Genomic DNA, 18314 nt, shown 5'->3' with positions numbered 1-18314 from the left:
TCGAAATCACCACACTCGCAGTCGGACCATCACCGATCCAATCGTGCGTTGATAATCCGGGCGATCTGCGCAACCGCACCCGGTTCGGTCATCGCGAGGTGAGTCGCATCGATGTCGAAGACCGAGATCTGCCCGCGGACCACCGGCACCCAGCCCTCGTAACCCTTTGCCTCGGACCGCCTTTCACGTGTCGCGGTGAAGTAGAGCATGTCGCTGTCCAAGACCGCGGGCCGCCACCCACCGGCCGCCCGGATCGCCAGGTTGTAGGCGTCGGTCAGGCGCTCGATCCTTGCGGCATCGATACCGAGGCTGCCCCCGAGGTGCCTTTCGATCAGGTCGGCGGCCTCCTCGGCGGTCGAATCGGAGCTCACGAAATCGACGCCCATGACCGGGCCGAGATTACTGATCAATTCTCCGACCGTCACGGCGGCGGGCATCGACTCGTCGACACCGTCCACCTCGGCATCCAACAGCGCCAGCAGCGCGACCTGTTCACCGGCGGCGCGCATCTCGACCGCGATGGTATGGGCGATCACACCACCCAGTGACCAGCCGAGGAGGTGATATGGCCCATGCGGCTGAACGGCGCGAATCTCGTCGAAGTAGCGTTCGGCCATTTCTTCGATCGACGTCGGACCGGGGAGCTCACCGCCGATCTGCGGTGCCTGCAGGCCATAGATCGGCCGGTCGTCCGAGAGGTACCGGTCGAGTGTGCGGTAACACCACGACAGGCCCAAGGCCGGGTGGATACAGAACAGCGGTGGTCGCTCACCGGCGGTCCGGATCGGTAGCAGCACATCGAAGCCGACATCGGTCGCCTCGACAGTGACACCGGAACGCATACCGGATTCGATCCGCTTCGCCAGGTCGGCCGGACAGGGGTCGGACAACATCCAGCTGATCGGAATCTCGTAGTCCAGTTCCTTCCGCAACTCGCTGACCACTTGCACCGACTTCAGCGAATTACCACCCAATGCGTAGAAGTCGTCATCGACGCCCACCCGATCCACGCCGAGAACCGCTTCGAAGGCCCGTACGACCTCCCCTTCCAGCCACGACGACGGCTCCCGCAACTCCCTTACCGCGAGCACAGGCTCCGGTAGCCGCGTGCGGTCCAGCTTGCCCGATACGGTGAGAGGCACCGTGTCAAGCACCATCGCCGTAGTGGGCACCATGTAGCCCGGCAGTTTGGTCGCTGCGTACGCCAAGACCGCTGCGGTGTCGACCGTGGCACCCGCGGCAGGCACCAGATAGGCGACGAGGCGGTTCAAGGGACCGGTGGAGCGCACCGCGGCGATCGCCCGTGCGATACCGGGGTGCTCGGCGAGTACTGCCTCGATTTCACCGAGCTCGATACGGAGGCCGCGCAACTTCACCTGGAAATCGGTGCGACCCAGGTATTCCAGTTCACCCGTGTGGCGCCAGCGCGCCACATCGCCGGTGCGGTATAGACGCCGGCCGTCACCGAACGGGTCGGGCACGAACCGTTCCGCGGTGAGGCCCGGACGTGACTGATAGCCGCGCGCGAGCTGGGCGCCCGCCAAATACAGCTCCCCGGCAACGCCCGGCGGTACCGGATGCAACCGGTTGTCGAGTACGTAGGCTCGCGCGTTCCACACCGGTGTGCCCATCGGCATACTCCCGCCGTCGGCGTCGGTCACCCGATGCGCGGTCGCGTGCACAGTGAACTCGGTAGGACCGTACAGATTGTGCAGCTCGACCTCGGGCGCGATTCGCCGCACCGCGGCCACCACATCGGAGCCGAATGCCTCACCGGCCACCAGCAGCGCCCGGATCGACTCCAGCGACTGCGCGGGCACCACGTCCGCGAAGGCCGCCAGCATCGACGGGACGAATGAGATGATCGTAACCCGATGGGCGGCAATGGTTTCGGCGAGATATGCCGGGTCGGTATGACCGTCGGCTCGCGCGATCACCAGCCGTGCACCCACCGCCAGTGTCGCGAACAGCTCCCACACCGATACGTCGAATGCCGCCGGGGTCTTCTGCAGCACCACGTCCGCCGGCGTCAACGAGTAGGCCCCGCTGAGCCACCGCACCTGGTTCACCACCGAAGAATGCAGTACCGCAACACCTTTCGGCCGCCCGGTCGACCCCGAAGTGAAGAGCACATAGGCGACATTGTGCGGGCGCAGCGGTGCGAGCCGATCGGCGTCGGTGACCGGCGCGTCATCGAATCCGGACAGCTCCAGCCCATCGAGGGACGACAGCTCCAGCACCGGTGCGGCGGTGGACAGTACATACGCGATGCGGTCGGCCGGAAGGTCCGGATCGACCGGCACATACCCGCCGCCGGCGGCGAGCACCGCGTACATCGCGGTGACCTGGTCCAGTGAACGCCGCATCCGCAGCGCCACCAACGACTCCGGACCCACCCCGCGGGAAATCAACCACCGCGCCAACCGGTATACGCGAGAACCGAATTCCGCATAGGTCAGCGACTGTTCGCCGAATATTACCGCGGGCAGGTCGGCATGCACCGCCACCGAGTGGGCGAAGACCGAAGCCAGCGTCTCATCGGGAGGGAGCCCGAGATCGGTCGAGTTCCACTGCGTCAGAACGGCTTCCCGTTCATCGGAACCAAGCAGATCCACCTCGTGCACCGGCTGCGCGGGATCACTCACCACTGCGCCGAGCAACCGCAGCAGGCGATCGACGATCGTGGTCACGGTCGTCGAGTCGAACAGGTCGGTCGCGTAGGTCACCCCACCACTGAGACCGGCCGGGGCACCGGTGGCGGAGTAGGAATCCGACACCGTGAACTGCAGGTCGAACACTGCGGTGTCGGTGCCCGCCGTCACGGGCGACGCCGAGAGCCCCGGAAGTTCGAACCGAGCCTCGGCGAGGTTCTGGAATGCCAGCATCACCCCGAACAGTGGATGGTGGGCGCGCGACCGCACCGGGTTCAGCTCCTGCACCAGCCGCTCGAACGGAACATCGGCGTGCCCGAACGCGGCCAGATCGGACTCCCGCACCCGCTCGAGCAGCTGGGTGAACGTCATCCCGGGGGTCAACCGGGTCCGCAGCACCAGGGTGTTGACGAACATCCCGACCAGATCGTCGAGTTCGGGCTCGCCGCGTCCCGCATACGGAGTGCCGATCGCTACATCGTCCGTATCGGCCAGCCTGGCCAGTGTGGCAGCCAGCGCAGCGTGGAAGACCATGAACAGGGTCGTATTGTGCGCTCGCGCGACCTGCTGCAAACCCGCGTGCAGATCGGCACCGACAGTTATCGGTACGCTCGCGCCCGCATATGTCTGCATGGGCGGCCGCGGCCGGTCGGCCGGCAGCTCCAGCAGAACCGGTAGCTCCGCCAATTCGAGTGTCCAGTAGTCGATTTGGGCGCGCAGCAACGATTCGGGATCGTCTTCCGCGCCCAGCACCCTCCGCTGCCAGATCGCGTAGTCGGCGTACTGCACCGGCAGCAGCGGCAAGCTCGACGTCTCCCCGTTCAGGTGTGCCGCGTAGGCCGTCATCATGTCCTGTGCCAGCGGGACCAGCGACGAACCGTCGCAGGAAATGTGGTGCACCACCACGGCCAGGACCCACTCGTTCTGCCCCGACTCGAACAGCCGTACCCGCATCGGCGCCTCGACCGTCACATCGAACACCGTCGACACGAACGCCGAGACCGACTCGGCCAGTTCAGGTTCCGCGACCGAGGTCACTGTCATCGGCACCTCGGCGGCCGGAAGGACAACCTGCGACGGCTCGCCGCCGGCATACGGGTACACGGTTCGCAGCACCTCGTGCCGGTTCACCACGTCCGTGATGGCCGCGCGCAGCGCATCGAGATTCAGCTGTCCACGCAGCCGAAGCACGATCGGGACGGCGTAGGCGGCCGAGGCCGGCTCGAGCTGGTTCAGGAACCACATCCGCTGCTGTGCGTACGACAGCGGAATTCGCTGCGGGCGCGGCTGTGCGGTCAGCGCCACCCGGCCGGCATCGGCGCGCGATTCGGCGCGCGCTGCCAACCGCACGACCGTCGGCGCCTCGAAGATCATCGACACCGGGAGGGTCGCGTCGAGCGCGGCGCCGATCCGCGCGGCCACCCGGGTGGCCACCAGGCTGTTGCCACCCAGTTCGAAGAAGTCGTCGTCGACACCGATCGGACGGCCGATACCGAGGACGTCGGCGAACACGCCCGCCACTATCTCCTCCACCGGTGTGGCCGGGGCCCGGAATCGCTTGGTCTGGACGACCGGTGGCGGCAGGGCCGCGCGGTCGAGCTTCCCATTCGGCGACAGCGGGATCTCGTCGAGGATCATGACCGCGGCGGGCACCAGGTACGAGGGCAGCACCTCGGCCAACGCCGCCCGCAACTCCTCACCTGAGAGACTCACCCCGGTTTCGGGCACCACATAGGAAACCAACATCGCCGGATCGGTGCCCGCACGCCACGATATTGTGACCGCGTACGCCACCTCCGCCCGCGCCCGCAGCACCGCGTCGATCTCGCCCAGCTCGACCCGGTAACCACGGATCTTTACCTGAAAATCGTTGCGCCCCAAGAATTCCAGGGCACCCTCGGAATTCCAGCGCACCACATCACCCGTGCGGTACATGCGCTGTCCCGGTTCCGCGAACGGGTGCGCCACGAACCGCGCCGCACTCGTAGCCGCCTTGTGCAGGTATCCGCGCGCCAGCGCCGGACCCGCCAGATACAACTCTCCGGCCACCCCTACCGGCACCGGCCACAGCCGGGCATCCAAGACCAGCGCCTGTATTCCCGGCAGCGGGGCGCCGATCGTCGGCCGGGCATCCCGTCGCAGCCCACCCGTCGCCGTGGCGATCATCGTAACCTCGGTAGGCCCGTACAGCACCCGGAACTGCCGGGCCCCGGCGGTGTCGGTGCCCGCCCATCGATTCACCAGATCCGCCGAGACCTCGTCACCACCGGACATCACCACACGCAGGTCCTCGAGCCCGGCCGGATCCACCGACGCGAGCGCGGCAGGGGTCATGAAGGCGTGGGAGACCCGCTGTACACGCAGGTACTCGGCCAGTTCACCACCGCCGTAAATATCCGTCGGTACCACGACCAGCGCACCGGCACGGCTGACCGCCAGCAGGATCTCCAGCAGTGCGGCGTCGAACGACGGCGACGCGAAATGCAACACCCTGGACGTGTGCCGGAGCTCGCTGTCGGCGCGCAGGGCCGAGACCAAGTCGGCGATGCCGGAATGTGTGACGACAACGCCCTTCGGCACACCGGTAGATCCGGAGGTGAAGACCACGTAGGCGACATTCGAGGCCCGCAGCGGCCGCAGCCGCTCGTCATCTCCGATCGGGCCACTCGCCAACGCATCGAGCTGCGCGACGACGACCGGATCGTCGAGCCCGATCCAGTCCACCGAATCGGGCATCTCGGCACGGGCCGACGACACCGTCACACCCAGCGTCGCCTCCGAATCCGATACCATCTGCTTGATCCGGCCTTCGGGATAGCTGGGGTCCACCGGCACGTATGCCGCACCCGACTTCATCACCGCCCACCACGCGACGACGGACTCCATCGACCGCACTGCCGCCACCAGCACCGGAGTATCCGGTCCGGCGCCGCGGCGGATCAGCAACCTGGCCAGCCGGCTCGACTCTTCGTCCAGCTGCGCATACGACCACGCGGCATCTCCCGAAACAACGGCGATACCGGCACCGTTGTCGCGCACGGCGGTGGCGAATACCTCCGGTACCAATCCGCGCGGCTCGAGCGCCTCGGCGCCGTGGGCTCCCACCCGCGAGGTGAGCGCCGAGCGTTCGCCGACCTCCAGCCAGTCGATATCTCCCACCACAACAGCCGGATCGTCGGCAACAGCCTCCAGTACCCGCACCAGGCGTCGAACGAATCCCGCCGCAGTCGCCGCATCGAACAGATCCTGCGCATACGTCAACATTCCTGAAATGCCTTGTGCCGCACCATGACCGGAGGAATCAGAAAGCACCAGTTGCAGATCGAACTGGATTGCGCCGGTATCCACATCCGCCCGCGACACCAGAACATCGGGCAAAACCACATCGGCCGTCGACACATTCTGGAACGCCAAGGCCACCTGGAACAATGGATGCCGCGCCGCCGACCGCTCCGGGTTCAACTCCTCCACAACCCGCTCGAACGGCACGTCCGCGTTCTCGAACGCGAGCAGGTCGGTCTCGCGGGTGCGCATCAGCAACTCGGCAAACGGCTCGCCCGTATCCACCCGGGCCCGCAATGCCAGCGTGTTCACGAACATCCCCACCAGATCTTCCAGACCAGGCTCGCCCCGCCCCGCGACCGGGGCACCGATCACTACGTCATCGCTGCCACTGAGCCGCCCCAGTACCGTGGCCAGCGCCGCATGCATCACCATGAACAGCGACGACCCCCGCGATCGGGCCAGCTCCAGCAGCTTTTCGTGCAGTCTCGGACCGATCTCCACCGGTATCCGGGCACCCGACAGCGATGCGACGGCCGGGCGTTGCCGGTCCGCCGGTAGTTCCAGCCGGTCCGGTGCTCCCGCGAGCATCGAGCGCCAGAACTTCAACTGCGCGGACATCAGCGATTCCGGATCGTCCGCAGCCCCCAGCATCTGCCGCTGCCACCACGCGAAATCCGCGTACTGCACCGTGAGCGGAGCCCAATCCGGCGCATGCCCGGCCAGTCGCGCGGCATACGCCACCATCACATCACGAGCCAGAGGCCCCATCGACTGTCCATCGCCGGCGATGTGATGGACCACCAGCACCAGCAGAAATTCTCCTGTGCCGCTGTCATGCTCGGCGCCGAGCTGGAACAATCCCACTCGCATCGGCACCTGGGCGGTCACGTCGAATCCGCGGCGCACGAACTCGCCCACCACCTGCGGGACCGAATCCGCCGGCACTCGCACGGGCACTACCGGCACGGTGGGCTCATCGAGAACGACCTGCCGCGGCTCACCGGAGTCTTCCGGATACATCGTCCGCAGTACTTCATGACGAGCGACCACATCCGCGAGCGCGGCTGCCAGCGCTTCGGTGTCCAGCCGTCCCGACAACCGCAGCATCACCGGAATGTTGTATGCCGCAGAGTCCGGCTCGAACCGGTTCAAGAACCACATCCGCTGCTGCGCAAGCGACAACGGCACGGGGTCGGGGCGTACTCCCGGCAGCAAGGACAACCGGCCCCCGCCGCTGAGCGACCCCGCGAGCGCGGCCAATCCGCCGACCGTCGGCGCCTCGAATACCGACCGCACCGGCACCCGCACGTTCAGAGCAGCACCGATGCGCGCCACCGCCAGGGAGGCGCTCAGCGAATCGCCGCCCAGCGCAAAGAAGTCGTCGTCGGCTCCCACCCGCTCCACGTCGAGCACCTGCTCGAATGTTCGGGCGACCATTTCTTCCATCCCCGGCGAGGGCGTCCTGAATTCCCTTGCGGCGGAATCAGGCTCGGGCAACCGCTCGCGATCCAATTTTCCGTTGGAGGTCAGCGGCACCTCGTCCAGCAGCAGCACCACGGACGGGACCATATACCTGGGCAGTGCCTCGGCCAGCGCCGCACGCAACTCCTCGCCCGATACATCCGTCCCGGCCGCCGGCACGACATAGGACACCAGCAGCACCGATCGCCCGTCACCGCCGCGCGGCACGGTGACCGCATAGGCCACATCCGCACGCGCACCCAGCACCGCGTCGATCTCCCCCAGCTCGACCCTGGTGCCGCGCACCTTCACCTGAAAATCGTTGCGCCCCACGAACTCCAGATCGTCATCGGCGTTGCGGCGCACCACATCACCGGTGCGGTACATGCGCTGACCCGGCTCCCCGAACGGGCATGCGACGAACCGCGCCGCGGTCAGCCCCGTCCTGCCGATGTACCCCTCGGCCAGGCCCGCGCCGAACAGGTACAGCTCGCCCGCGGCACCGTACGATACGGGCCGTAACCAGGTATCCAGGACCACGGCCGCGATGGAGCCGACCGGCCTGCCGATGGTGATCGCGGCACCGGGCGCCAATGCCTCACTGGCGGTAGCCCAAATAGTGCTTTCGCTCGGCCCGTAGAGATTGACCATGGTGCGCTGCGGAGCCCACCGATCGACCAGTTCCGGCCCGACCGGCTCACCGGCTGTTGCCAGCACACGCAGTCCGTCGAGACCGTCGCACGGGACCGTCGCCAGCACCGAAGGGGTTATTACGGCATGCGAAATATGTTCGCGCGCAATAAGATTCGCCAGCTCGTCACCGGCGTAGAGATCAGCCGGTGATACGACCAGCCGACCGCCCGAGCCGTGCGCCAGCAACAACTCGAACACCGAGGCGTCGAAGCTGGGCGAGGCGACCTGCAGCACCACCGACATCGGGTCGACGCCGAGTATTCGCCGCTGCGCCGCGACCATATCGGCCAGGCCGCGATGACTGACGAGTACACCCTTGGGCGTTCCCGTCGACCCGGAGGTGTAGCTCACGTACGCGATCTGATCCCGCCGAATCGGTCCGCCGCGTTCGGCATCGGTGATCGGCGTGGCAGGAACCGAATCCGCGGCGCCGACAGTCCCCTCCTCGTCGAGGACCAGCCAGTCGACACCGTCGGGAAGATGCGTCCTCGCGGACGTGTCGGTCACGCCGAGCACGGTGTTCGAGTCCGACACCAGAAATTCGATCCGCTCGGCCGGCAGGGTCGGATCGATCGGCAGGAATGCGGCGCCGGTCTTCGCTACGGCCCACAGCGTGACCGTGGCCGCAAGAGATCGTGGAAGCGTGGAGGCGACGACCTGTCCCCGCCGGGCGCCACGGCGCAGCAGGACCCGGGCGAGACGAGCGGATCGCTCGTCCAGCTGCTGGTAGGTCATGTCGGACGCGCCCCACCGCACCGCGATCTCACCGGGTTCGGCGGCAGCGGATGCAGCGAGTATCCGGTCCAACGTGTCCGGAATCGCAGCTTTCACACCCGAAACCGGCCACAACGGCCCCGGTTCCGCATCGAGTGACAGCTCGCCCAGCCGCACCGCGGCGTTGGCGGCGATCCGGCACAACAATTCGACGAAGCGGTCGAGGATGCGGCGCGCCGACGCGGTGTCGAATTCATCGTCGTGGAATCGGAGGATGATCCCCAGTCCCGCTGCCTCACCGTGCTCGGCGTGCTGCGGTTCCACGACCAGGCTCAGCGGGTACGGCGTTGCGTCCACACCGATGAGTTCGTCCACCCGCAGGCCCGCCGAATCGACGAGTTGCTGCAGTGCCGCCCGGTCGACGGGGAACGACTGGAAGGCGAGGGCGGTGTCGAAGAGTTCGGGCACGCCGACGCTGCGGTGAATCTCGGGCAGGCCGATATATTGATGATCCAGCATCCGGGCGTACCGCGCCTGAATGTCGATCAGCAACTCGCCTACCGTCATGGTGGGTTCGAGCCGGACTCGCACCGGAATCGTATTCAGAAACATGCCGAGCGTCTGATCGACCAGCGGCAATTCCGGCGGCCGGCCCGAGACGGAGGACCCGAAGACCACATCGGTCTCACCGGTCAGTGCGCGCAGATTCAAGGCCCAGGCCGCGGCGACGGCCGTATTGATGGTGACCGCGGCGTCCGCCGCCACTCGACGGAGTTCTCCGAGACGATCCGCCGTCAGCTCGGCCCTGACCTCGGCGGCGGAGACGGAGCCCGCCGCGCCGACTTTGCGGGACACTCGGGTGGGTGCGGTGACATCCGAAAATGCTTGCGCCCATGACGCTTTGGATGCGGCGCTGTCCTGCCGACCCAGCCAGGACAAATAGTCACGGTAGGAAGGAGCGGGTCCGGCGGAGTCGATATGTGCGGGTGATCCGTAGTAGTCGAGCAATTCCCGCATCAGCAGCGGCATCGACCAGCCATCCAGAATCACATGATGATTCGTGACGAGCAACCGGCAAGACCCCGCATCGAGACGGATCAGCGTGAACCGGATCAGCGGAGGAGCCGATAGGTCGAAACCCGCCGCCGTGTCCGCTGCGGCAATGGATTCCGGGTCGCCCGGAGATTCCGCGGCACCACCGGCGAGATCGATCTCCCGGAACGCGACCTCGGCATGGTCCAGCACAATCTGGCACGGCCCGGCCGCCGTCTCCACAAAGGCGGCCCGCAAGATATCGTGCCGGTCGACGACGGCCTGAGCGGCACGGCGCAGGCGCTCACCGTCGATCGCGCCGGAAAATCCGATCATCGTCTGGACGGTGTAATTGTCCCCGGCATCCGGGTCGAAGGACGAGTGGAAGTGCACACCGGATTGCATGGGCGACAACGGCCATACGTCGGACAGCCCGCCGTACTGCCGCTCGAGCCGATCGATGTCCCCTTGGGTGAGCGCGACGAGCGGAGCATCCGAGGCGCGATAACCCGCCGCCGGAAGAGAGGGTTCCTCGAGTACCCCGGCAGCCGCAGCGCCGCCCGCCAGTGCGGCGAGTGCGGCAACTGTCTTGCGTTCGAACACATCTCGCGGCGTGAGAGTGAGCCCGGCGGATCTTGCCAGAGCCACCAGCCGCATCGAGACGATGCTGTCCCCGCCGAGCGCGAAGAAATTGCTCTCGGCGGACACATTGTCCACATGGAGCACCTCGGTGAAGAGGTTCGCCACGATCTGCTCCGTAGGCGTCGACGGCGGTCTACCGCCGGCGGCGTCGAAACCGAAGGCGCGCTGCCGCAATGCTTTTCGATCGATCTTTCCCGTAGGCGTGCGCGGCATCTCCTCGAGGCGCACGATCGCCGCGGGATTCATGTAGCGGGGCAGCGTGTCCGCGAGATCGTCGCCCAGTACCGCCACATCCACGGCAGCGCCCGGCGCGGAGACGACATAGGACACCAGAACCGGTTCGCCGGCCGGCCCTGTCACCGTGACGGTGGCGACGCTCGCCACGTCCGGGTGCCGGGCCATGTGGGCATCGATCTCCCCCGGCTCGATCCGCAGGCCGTGAATCTTGACCTGTTCATCGCGGCGGCCCAGGTACTCCAGCGCCAACCCGGCGCGACCGCGCACCCAGCGCACGGAGTCACCGGTGCGGTAGATCCGCTCGCCACGAGTGGACCGCGGATCCGCGACGAAACGCGACGCGCTCAATCCCGGTCGATCGACGTACCCGCGGGCAAGTCCGGGCCCACCGATATAGAGCTCCCCCGCGACCCCGACCGGCACCGGTCGCAGCCACATGTCGAGAACCAGCGCGGACGCGCCTCGAATCGGGCCACCGATCGTCACCGGCTCGCCCGGTACGAGGGCATCCGACCCCGTCGCCCAGATCGTGCACTCGGTCGGTCCGTAATGGTTCATCAGCCGTCGCCCAGGCGCCCACCGGTCTACGGTGTCCGCCCCGGTCGCTTCGCCGACGACCGCGAGCGATGTCAACGACGGTATCCGGGACGGATCCATAGTGTTCAGCACGGACGGGGTGATGATCGCGTGCGAAACCTGCTGCGCCCGAAGCAATTCCTCGAGGTCGGACGCGGCGTACACCTCCGGCGGCGCCACCACGAGACAGGCGCCACTGCCGTGCGCCAGCAACAATTCCGACAGGCAGGCATCGAATCCCGGCGACGCAACCTGCAACACCACCGAATCCGTATCCACACCGAAGGCGTCGACGTGCGCGGCGACAAGGTCGGCCAGACCTCGATGGCTGAGGTGAACCGCCTTCGGTGTGCCGGTCGATCCGGACGTATAGATCACATACGCGGAATTGTCGGCCAGCAGCCTGTCGGCACCGAACGAACGGGGTAGCCCTTCGTCAGCGTCCGAAACCGGGGCGTCCAGCATCAACCAGTCGACCGTATCCGGAAGGTGCTGTGCGACAGCGCTGTTCGTCACGCCCAGGCTGGTCCGCGAGTCGGAAAGCAGCTCCGCGACCCGCGCGGCGGGATTGCCGGGATCCACCGGAAGGAAGGCGGCACCCGTCTTCGCCACCGCCCAGATCGCTACGACCAGTTCGGCGGAACGGGGAAGGGCCACTGCGACAATCGACTCCGCGCGAGCGCCGCGGCCGGCCAGTCGGCGAGCGCACTCGTCGGCGCGCAGCTCCAGCTCACGATAGGTCCACGCGGTGTCACCGCACCGGACGGCTACGGCATCCGGATATCTACGCGCGGTACTCCACAGGATGTCGCGAAGTACAAGCTCCGCGGCCGGCTCTTCGCCGCCGACCGAAAGTAGTTCCGCGCGTTCGGAATCCCAGCAGTCGGAGATCGCGGCGACCTTCCGGGCGGGGTCGATGGCGATCTGCGTAAGGAGCAGCTCGAATCGTTCGAGCAGTGTACGAGCCTCATCCGAATCGAATCGATCGGTGGCGAATTTCAGCGTCACAGTGTAGGTACCGGGCTCGCCGGCACCCGGTTGCCCGCCGCGACTCGACCGTGGCGGGGTCACCTGCAAACTCAGCGGATACGGCGTGGCATCGTGTGCGTCGATGTCGACGAACCGCAATCCGGCGTCGCTGAGATTGCGCGCCAACAGTTCCCGGTCGAGCGGATAGGACTCGAGCACCGTCGCGGTGTCGAACATATCGGTCAGACCGGTGGCCTGTTGCAACGCCGACAAGCCGACATGCTGGTGATCGAGCATTGCGGCCTGCTCGGACTGCACGCGAATGAGCAGGTCACCGACGGTTTCGCCGGGGTCGAACCGGACTCGGACGGGCAGCGTATTGACGAGAAGCCCGACCATGCGCTCGATATCGGGAATCTGCGGCGGGCGGTGCGACACCGTATTGCCGAACACCACATCCGGCGTTCCGGTCAGGACGGATACCAGCAATCCCCACGCCACCTGCAGGGCCGTGTTGGGAGTGACGCCGTGCGAGCGGCCCAGATCGAGAATCGCAGCGCTGGTCGCAGCGTCCAGATTCAGGCCGACTTCGCCGACCTGTGTGGTGACGGTCCGGTCCGGCCCGCTCGTGACCCGCGTCGGACTGTCGACTCCGGCGAGCATCTCCCGCCACGCGGCTATGGCGGCGTCGCGATCCTGAACGTGCAGCCACTGCAGATACTCTCGGTACGAACGAGGGGGCGCGAGCTCGGCGGTATCGCCATCGGATGTGTACAACGACAGCAACTCGTGGATCAGCAGGGGCATCGACCAGCCATCCAGTACCAGGTGGTGGTTGGTGACCAGCAACTGAAAACGGTCGGCGCCGGTGCGCACGAGGTGGTACCGCACCAGCGGCGGGCGGGCCGGGTCGAACGGCGCTGCGGCCTCCGCCGCGAGTTGCCGAAGGGCATCTGCCTGCCGGCCGGCATCGCTGATATCGGTGATACTCGACTCGCGCCAATCAACCCTGGTGTCGCGCAACACAATCTGACGTGCCCCGTCGGCGCTCCCGACGAACGCGGTCCGCAAGCTGTCGTGGCGGTCGATGACCATCTGCGCCGCCCGCCGCATCCGCTCCCCGTCCACCTGCCCGCCGAACGTCAGCGCCGCCTGCACGATGTAGCCATCGGCGTCCGTGCTGTCGTAGACCGTGTGGAACAGCAGCCCGGACTGCAGGGCGGTGAGTGGCCACACGTCGGTCATCGACGGGTATTGCCGCAGCCAATCGTCGACATCGTCCTGCGATATCGGGACGAGAGGGAAGTCGGATGGCGTGAAGCCGTAGACGGTTTCGGATCGGACATGATCGGCAAGCGCCCCCAAGGCTTGCACCCACAGCCCGGCGAGTTCCTCGACCTCCTCGGTTCCCAGCACCTGTGAGGCGAACTCCCAGGTCGCGTCGAGCTCGAGACCGTCGCGACCTACCTCGGCGATCGCATTGATGTCGAGCACGGCGGACAGCGCCATCCTCTGGTCACTGGTCGCGGTCAGTGCGGTGAATTCGGTGGCAGGCGCCCAGGGCCCGGAGCGTTCGTCGGCACGCACCCGCCCGAGGTAGTTGAAACTGATCTGCGGTTCCGGCAGGTTCGCGAGCTCCGCGCTCCCCGAGGAATCGAAATAACGCAGCATTTCATAGCCGATGCCGTTGCCGGGCACCGCGCGCAGCTGCTCTTTCACCTGCTTTATCGCCTGCCCCGCACCCACGCCGCCGGCCAGCGCATCATCGAGGTCGACATTCGTCAATTCGATCCGGACCGGACAGCGTGTGGTGAACCAGCCCACGGTGGCGCTGAGATCGGCGCCGGGCACGGCCTGCTCCTCGCGACCGTGCCCCTCCAGCGTGATCAACTCTCCGGCGGCCCCCGCCGTACCGCGCCGGCGACGCCAGGCACCGAGTGCCAGTACCAGCGCCGCCAGCAGCGGATCGTTGGCACCGCAATGAAAGCGGTCCGGAATGGTGGTGAGAACCGCCTCGGCGACTGCTGCCGGGATGCGCTGATGGACCCGGCCCGCCGTGGCCTCGACGTCACGATCCGGGACCAAACGGCGCGACCCGAGTAGCTGATCGCCTTGTCCGAGTACGTGTTTCCACAGGTCGAGCTCCGCCGACCGCCTGCCCGGCGCCTGCTCGGCCAGGCCGTGCACCCACCGCCGGAACGAGGTGGTGAACGGGCCGGCCTGCGGTTCGCCACCGTCGGAAACCTGCGACCAGGCCTGCGCGAGGTCTCCGAGGATGATGCGCCACGACACCGCGTCGACGGCGAGATGGTGGATCACCAACCACATCAGATCGGGTCCCGAACCGTCGCGATCCTGAATCCAGACGGCCTGAACGAGCACGCCGTTGCCCGGATCCAATCGATCCGCAGCTTCGTGCAGGTACCGGTCGATCTCGGCGGCGTCACGTCGATCGAGCCGAACATCGACGAGCGCGCCGTCCGGGTCGACCGCTTCCCGATCGAGTACCTCGACGTACCGATCCACCGAATCGCCGCCGCGCAGTACCGCGCGTAGCATGTCGTGCCGGTCCAGCAGGGATCCCAGCGTACGCACGAGACCCGCTCGATCGACCCGCTCGGGCAACTGCACGAGCACGGCCTGCGCAAATCGGTCGTAGTGACCCCGATCGACCATTGCGCACATGATCGGAGACAACGGCATCGGCCCTATGCCGCCACCGGACAATTCGGCCAACTCGGGGGCTTCGCCGGCATCCGTCGCCACGGCCGCCAGGCCCGCGACGGTCTTGTGCACGAACACATCCTGTGTGGAGAAGCTCAGGCCCTCGGCCTTGGCCCGCGCCACCAGCCGAATCGACACAATGCTGTCGCCGCCGAGGCCGAAGAAGCTGTCGTCCGCACCGACTTGCGGCACGCCGAGCACCTCGGCGAACAGCCTGGCCACCGTCTTTTCCCGGACTGTGGCCGGCGCCCGGCCGACCGGCTCGGTCCCGAATTCGGGCTTCGGCAAGGCGCGGCGATCGAGTTTGCCGAACGCGTTCATCGGCAGGCTGTCCAACGTGACGATTACCGCCGGAACCATGTGCGGCGGCAGCGAATCGCGGACGAAGCGCTGCAGGTCGAGCGGATCGATCCGGTGGCCGCTGCCCGGGACGACATAGGACGCCAGCACGGTCGTACCGGCATTGTTCTGCACCGGCACGGTGACAGAAAGATCCACGTCCTCGTGTTCGGTGAGCACGGCGTCGACTTCACCCGGTTCGATCCGGAATCCGCGGATCTTGACCTGGAAGTCACTGCGCCCCGACAATTCCAGCGTCATCTCGGCGTTGTCGCCGGTCCAGCGCGCGATGTCGCCGGTGCGGTACATCCGCTCACCTGGGTCGCCGTACGGATCGGCGACGAACCGGGCGGCCGTTTCGATGAACAGATGGCTGTATCCGCGGGCCAATCCCGGCCCGGCCAAATACAACTCGCCCGCGGTGCCCTTGGGCACGGGTTGGAGCGTTCGGTCCAGCACCATCGCCGAGACGCCACTGATGGGGTTACCGACCGTGTGGACATGGCCGGGCCTGAGCACGGAACCGACGGCGGTCACGGTGATTTCGGTGGGACCGTATTCGTTGTACATGGACAACGATGGTGTCCACCGCTCGATGAGGTGTGGTGGACATACGTCACCACCGACCACGACCACCCGCAAGTCGGTCATCGGACGTGGGTCCACGGTGGCCAGCATCGTGGGCGTCAGCGTCAGGTGGGTCACGTGCTCGGCGGCCAGAAGTTGCGTGAGCGGCTCACCGCCGGTCACCTCGGGCGGCACGATCACCAGCGTGGAGCCGTTCGCGAAGCAGGTCAGAAACTGTTCCAGGGAGGCGTCGAAATTGGGCGAAAGCGCATAGGACACACGGGATGTCGTGTCGATGCCGTACGTGGCGGCGCGATCGGCAACGAGATTGGCGAGGCCGGCGTGCGTGACCTGGACGCCTTTCGGCGCTCCGGTGGATCCCGAGGTGTAGGTGATGTAGGCGATGTTGGACGCCCGTAGTGGGCGGATCCGGTCATCGTCGGAAATCGGCCCACCCACAAGGTCGTATTCCCGCAGGGTTGCGGGGTCGTCGAGGACCACCTGGTGCATCGCCATCGGGAGCCGCCCGCGTAGGGCGTCGACTGTGATCGCCACGGTTGCGCCGCTGTCGGCGATCATGTGTGCTGTCCGCTTCCACGGGAATTCCGGGGACAACTGAACAAACGCGGCCCCGCATTTCGCGACCGCCCACGTCGCCACGACCGATTCGGTCGAGCGTCGCACCATGATCGCCACCGCTGTGTCCGGGCCGCAACCCAGAGCTATCAGATGCCTGGCCAACAGGGAGGATCTGGTGTCCAGCTCGCCATACGTCAGCGTCCTCCCAGCCGAGGCGATCGCGCACGCACCACGATTTCGGCGCGCGCTCTCGGTCAGAATGTCCGGGAGCAACCGTGTTGCTACCCCGCGGGGCCCCCGCACAGACAGCAGCTCAGACCGTTCCTGTTCTTCGAGCAGAGGCAGCCTGCTGACCGAGTACCCCTCCCCTCCGGCGAGGAATGCGTGCAGAAACATGAGAAACCGCCGGTGGTGACCGGCGAGCTCCTCGGGGCTGTAGGCATTCGGATTTCCCTGGAAGTCGATATGGGTACTACTCTTGCCCGCACCCGGATAGATATTGACGAAAAGGTCGGCGGTGGGGCCTGAGGTGAGGACGTTCAGGCGGCCGGTCGTATTGCCCAGCACAACCTCGTTCTCGATCATCATAAGGTTGATGGCCGGCCCGAAGGATGCCGTCTCGTCGCGCGCAATCCCCATATCATGGAATATGTCTTCTTGGCGGTAGCGTTGCCGCCGCAGGGCACTGGTCAACTCGCTTTGCACAACGCCGATAAGTTCACCGACACTGCAGCCCGCGACTTGTACTCGTAGCGGGACCACATTTGCTATCATCCCTCCGGAACGGCGCAGCACAGCAGAGTGCCGCCCCGAAACCGGCAGGCTGAGCAATACTTCATCGCTTCCGGTCATCCGTGCGAGATATGCGGCGAATGCCGCGACGATAATCGGAGTTACGCTCGTGCCGCGCTCGAGTACAACGCTGTCGAGCAGTTGTGAGGTGCCGTCCGATAGCTCTGCGCTTACCAGCGCCGGATGAATGGTGGGCTTGCCCACGCGAGCGGCCAGGCTGACGACGGGAGGCGCCCCGGCCAGGTGCTCCAGCCAGTATTTGCGGTCGTTGTCGAAACGCACCGAATCTCGGTACGCCAGATCCTGCTCGACGACGTCCCTCAGGTCCTGCGCCGCACACGGCGCCGCTTCCTCGGACTTCACCCATGCGTTGTACAACTCGGTGATTCGGTGCAGCATTGTTACCGCGGCGAATCCATCGATCGCGATATGGTGTGCGCGCTGATACCACAGGAAATGATCCTCGCCGACCTGGAAGACAATGCACGCCATAAGGTCGTCGTGCGGCAAGTCCAGTGGAGCGGAGTAATCCTGAACCATCATTCCGTGTGCCGTGGCCACGGGGTCGGCGTGTCGGCGTAAGTCCACGATCGACACTCGAGGCTTGTATTCCTCGTCGACGAACTGACATGGCTCTCCGTCGAGCTCAACCAGGCGCATATGCCCGGAACCGAACTCGCGACCAGCGGTTTTGCATGCCTCGGCAAGCAATTCAGTGTCCAACGCGCCTACGATCTCGACGTATTGTGCCACAGATATCGGTGACGATTCGGCGAGATGCTGGGCAAACCAGATTCCCCGCTGCGCCGCGGTCAGCGGCAGAATGTCGAATGAAGAACGTCGTGCCCTTCCATTACCGTTGGAGAGCGCGCTGGAACCGTTACCTGAATCCGGGCTTCCGGAGTAAAGGAGTGATTCCGGACTGTTATCGAATCCGATCTTCGATCGGTCCACTTCAACCTCCGCCGTATCATTCATTTCAGTTCCAGGTTACGTTTTCACAACATTCCAGTTATCGGCTTGTTAGAGTTCCGTAACACGGTAACTGGAATA

General features: G+C 66.1%; 1 protein-coding gene. It reads right to left on the bottom strand.

Annotation, left to right across the window (positions count from 1 at the left end):
• Positions 1–29: 29 nt before the first annotated feature.
• Complete coding sequence (locus tag GFY24_RS10055) at positions 30–18239, bottom strand: amino acid adenylation domain-containing protein (protein WP_153804676.1); 18210 nt, start codon at positions 18237–18239, stop codon at positions 30–32.
• Positions 18240–18314 lie beyond the last annotated feature (75 nt).

It is taken from the genome of Nocardia sp. SYP-A9097 (genome assembly GCF_009649815.1).
In the GTDB taxonomy this organism is placed as follows: Bacteria; Actinomycetota; Actinomycetes; order Mycobacteriales; family Mycobacteriaceae; genus Nocardia.
The sequence above is the reverse complement of the archived record's forward strand: the minus strand, read 5'-3'. Positions and strand labels throughout refer to the sequence as shown.

Bases quoted from the DNA above. Each gene is read 5' to 3' on its own strand.
- GFY24_RS10055 (WP_153804676.1), bottom strand. From the start codon at position 18,239: ATGAATGATACGGCGGAGGTTGAAGTGGACCGATCGAAGATCGGATTC.